Source organism: Phenylobacterium sp., from assembly GCF_024508875.1.
Taxonomy (GTDB): Bacteria; Pseudomonadota; Alphaproteobacteria; order Caulobacterales; family Caulobacteraceae; genus Phenylobacterium.
Genome location: NZ_JANINU010000209.1, coordinates 1 through 3,934, shown reverse-complemented (window position 1 = coordinate 3,934; position 3,934 = coordinate 1). Strand labels below are relative to the sequence as shown.

Sequence of the window (3,934 nt, the reverse complement as noted above, 5' to 3'; positions counted from 1 at the left end):
CGATGTTGAAGTTCTCGCGCGGGATCGACTGGTCGCGGCGCATGATGCCTTCGCCACGACCCAGGTCGACGACCACGTTGCCGTATTCGACGCGCTTGACCGTGCCGTTGACGATCTCGCCCACGCGGTCCTTGTACTCCTCGTACTGGCGCTCGCGCTCGGCGTCGCGGACCTTGCCCATCACCACCTGGCGGGCCATCTGGGTCTGCACCCGGCCGAACTCGAACGGCGGCAGCAGCTCCTCATAGGTCTTGCCGACCACCGCGTCCTTGTCGCGGCGCTTGGCGTCGGACAGGCGCTGGATGCCCGGCGGCTCCTCGAACGGCATCTCCTCGCCGGTCTCCGGATTGATCCCGCCGCCGAAGGTGGCGTCGTCGGCCACGACGGTGACCACGCGCTTGATGGTGGTCTCGCCGGTCTTCGGGTCGATATGCACGCGGATGTCGTGCTCGGCGCCGTAGCGGGCGCGCGCGCCCTTCTGGATCGCCTCTTCGATCGCCTCGATGACGATCTCCTTGTCGATCGACTTCTCGCGGGCCACGGCCTCGGCGATCTGCAGGAGTTCGAGGCGGTTGGCGGAAATGCCCGTCACGCTCATGGGGTCGTTCCTCTAGTCGGAAGTCTGTTGTTCGGTCGCGAGGCGGGCGGCTCTGCTCTCCGCGCCCCGCTTCATCAGTTCGTCGTTCAGCACCAGCTTGGCCTCGGTGATCCACGCGAACGGGATCAGCGCGGTCTCGGCCTCGCCTTCCAGGTCGATCGCCACCTGGTCGCCCTCAAGGCCCACCAGCACGCCGCGGAAGCGCTTGCGCCCCTCGGCCAGGCGGTCCAGCTCCAGGCGAACCTCATAGCCCTCGTAGGCGGTGAAGTCCTCCAGCCGGGTCAGCGGCCGGTCGATGCCGGGCGAGGAGACCTCAAGCACATATTCCCCGGTGATCGGGTCGGCGGCGTCCATCACCTCGGAGATGGCGCGGCTCAGCCGCGCGCAGTCCTCGACGTTCATGTCGCCGTCGGAAGGGCGCTCGGCCATGATCTGCAGCTTGCGGCGCTCGTTCCCGCCCATCAGCCGCAGGCGCACGATGGCGTAGCCCGCCGCCTCGGACACGGGGTCCAGCAGCTCCAGCAGCTTCAGGTCTTCTGCGGTCTTCCCGCGCATCGAAACCAGGGCCCTAGTAAAGAAAAAAGCGGCCGGGCCGGAGCCCGCCGCTCGTAGGCGCCATACAGCGCTAACGGACGATGTTGATGGATATATAGCGAGGGATCAGGGCTTTGTCAGCCCTTCATGATCGCCGGCTGGATGCTAGCTGATCCAGCGGCTTAGCAACCCCCAGATGCCCGCGGCAACTATAGGCAGCGAAGCTATACGGGCGAAGAAGGTGTAGGCGCGCGCGTCGCCGCCGAAAGCGCCGTCGTCTCGTCGCATGAGCTTTCCGCCGTCCAGCCACCTTGCCGCTCGGCCAACCGTCGAGGCCTTCCAGAAGACCAACCCACCCACCGCTACAAGTGCTGAGAAGAACACGATCGCGGCCCGCGTTTAGGGAGCATCGTCGGATGCTTCCGGTGCTTAAATCTCACGGTGGATGCGAGCCTGCGGGGTTCGGCAAGTCAAGGTCGGCGCTCCGCGCCGCCGCGCCGGTCGCCCGGCGGGCGAACCTTGAGTTGCCGAACCCCGCGGGCAAACTGGCCGCCATGAGATTTATGGCCGGGCCTGGCCGCGGCCCGCCTTATCACCCCCAAGCCCGTCATTCCGGGCTTGTCCCGGGGATGCATCCATCGGCGGCGCTGTGGATGGGTGCGGATTGCGCAGTGCGATCTGCCGCAGGGCGCCTGCGGAAGCTTAACCATGGATCCGGACAAGCCCGGGGATGACGAGCAGTGGGAAGGCGCGACCCGCTGTTAAGGTGTTCCCCCTTCCCTCCCGGGCGCGGATAGGCCACAGAGCGCGCCTTCCTTTGTGTGTCCGAAAGACCCTCCTCCCATGGACCTCTCCAAGATTCCCGTCGGCAAGAACCCGCCGTACGACGTCAACGCCCTCATTGAGATCCCGCAGGGCGGCGAGCCGGTGAAGTACGAGATCGATAAGGAGTCGGGCGCGATCTTTGTCGACCGCTTCCTGCACACCGCGATGTTCTATCCGGGCAACTACGGCTTCATCCCGCACACCCTGGCCGACGACGGCGACCCGATGGACATCATCGTGGTGGGCCCGACCCCGGTGGTGCCGGGCGCCATCATCCGCGCCCGTCCGGTCGGCGCGCTGATCATGCGCGACGAGGCCGGCGGCGACGAGAAGATCCTGGCCGTGCCGGTGGACGCCCTGCACCCGTTCTACGCGGGCGTGGATAGCTGGCGCTCGCTGCCGGCGATCCTGACCGAGCAGATCGCCCACTTCTTCCAGCACTACAAGGACCTGGAAAAGGGCAAGTCGGTCGAGATCGTCCGCTGGGCCGACCCCGAGGAAGCCGGCGACCTGATCCGCCAGTCGATCGAAGCCTACAAGAACGCCAACGCCTAACGGCGTAGGAAGTCGAGGAAGACCGGGGCGCAGTCGCCCAGGCGCTTTTCCTCGTAGCGGGTGGTGATGTGGTCGGCCGGCGGAACCCGCCAGTCGTCCGCACGCCCCGCGGTCCAGGCGAACGCCGGGTGGGCGATAAACCGCTCCAGCGCCTGGTCCACATAGCTCGCCACGTCGCTCGCGAAACGCAGGCGCCCGCCCGGCTTCAGCACGCGCGCCAGTTCCGCCACCAGCTCGGGCTGCACCAGCCGCCGCTTCTGCTGCCGCGTCTTGGGCCAGGGGTCCGGGAACAGGATGAACACCCGCGCCAGGCTCGCGTCCGGCAGCCGGGCGATCAGCTCGCGCACGTCGCCGTCGTGCAGGCGCACGTTCTCCAGGCCCTGTTCGTCGATGTGGCGCACGGCGCTGGCCACGCCGTTCAGGAACGGCTCGGCCCCGATGATCAGCACGTCCGGCGCGCGGGCGGCCTGGGCGGCCATGTGCTCGCCGCCGCCGAAGCCGATCTCCAGCCAGGTCTCGCGCGCGCCGGGCATCAGAGCCGCCGGATCGACCGGCCCGGGCGGCACGCGCAGGCCAGGCAGCCGCGTCTCCATCAGCGCGGCTTGGCGCGGCTTGATCGGCCGCGACTTCAGCCGGCCGAACGAGCGCAGCGGCGGATGGTGGTTGTCGGTCATTCCGCTTCCCAACTACCCGTCATGGCCGGGCTTGTCCCGGCCCTCCAGAAACGCCGACGCCGGCGACCGATACACGGACCGCCGGCGCGTCTGGATCCCCGGGACGAGCCCGGGGATGACGATCCAAGAGACGTGACTACGCGATCGACTTCAGGGCCGCGGCCAGGTCGGTGCGCTCCCACGAGAAGCCGCCCTCGTTGTCGGGCTGGCGGCCGAAGTGGCCGTAGGCGGACGTGCGGGCGTAGATCGGGCGGTTGAGCTGCAGGTGCTCGCGGATGGCCCGCGGCGTCGCGCCGCCGATCATCTCGGGCAGCATCTTCTCCAGCTTGGCCGGGTCCACTTCGCCCGTCCCGTGCAGGTCGACGTAGAAGCTCAGCGGATTGGCGACGCCGATGGCGTAGCTGATCTGGATCGTGCACTTGCGGGCCAGGCCAGAGGCGACGACGTTCTTCGCCAGGTAGCGGCAGGCGTAGGCGGCCGAACGGTCCACCTTGGTCGGGTCCTTGCCCGAGAACGCGCCGCCGCCGTGCGGCGCGGCGCCGCCGTAGGTGTCGACGATGATCTTGCGGCCGGTCACGCCCGCGTCGCCGTCGGGCCCGCCGATCTCGAAGCGGCCGGTCGGATTGATGTGCCACTTGGTCTTCTTGGTGATCAGGCCCGCCGGGATCACGCTCTCGACATACGGCTTGATCACGCCTTCCAGGCGCTTCGGCGTGGCGAGGTGCAAGCCCAGGCGCTTCTTGTGCCT

5 protein-coding genes are annotated in these 3,934 nt (G+C 68.1%); 1 reads left to right on the top strand and 4 read right to left on the bottom strand.

All coding sequences use genetic code 11. From position 1 onward, the window contains the following. Positions 1 to 598 (bottom strand): NusA N-terminal domain-containing protein (locus tag Q0L11_RS15320; protein ID WP_296598360.1); only part of this gene is annotated, 598 nt, incomplete at its 3' end. A 12-nt stretch (positions 599 to 610) separates the two neighbouring features. Then, complete coding sequence (gene rimP, locus Q0L11_RS15315; protein ID WP_296598358.1) at positions 611 to 1,153, bottom strand: ribosome maturation factor RimP; 543 nt, start codon at positions 1,151 to 1,153, stop codon at positions 611 to 613. A gap of 822 nt (positions 1,154 to 1,975) precedes the next feature. On the opposite strand from rimP, the gene ppa reads away from it, so the two are divergent. Then, positions 1,976 to 2,512, top strand: coding sequence for an inorganic diphosphatase (gene ppa / locus Q0L11_RS15310; protein WP_296598357.1), 537 nt, complete (start codon positions 1,976 to 1,978; stop codon positions 2,510 to 2,512). Here the strand turns inward: ppa and trmB are convergent. Then, positions 2,509 to 3,186 (bottom strand): tRNA (guanosine(46)-N7)-methyltransferase TrmB, encoded by a 678-nt coding sequence (trmB, locus tag Q0L11_RS15305; protein ID WP_296598356.1) that lies wholly within the window; start codon positions 3,184 to 3,186, stop codon positions 2,509 to 2,511. The genes ppa and trmB overlap by 4 nt on opposite strands. A gap of 136 nt (positions 3,187 to 3,322) precedes the next feature. Beyond that, positions 3,323 to 3,934, bottom strand: a 612-nt coding sequence (locus Q0L11_RS15300) for a methionine adenosyltransferase domain-containing protein (RefSeq protein WP_296598355.1), incomplete at its 5' end; no start/stop codon positions are given.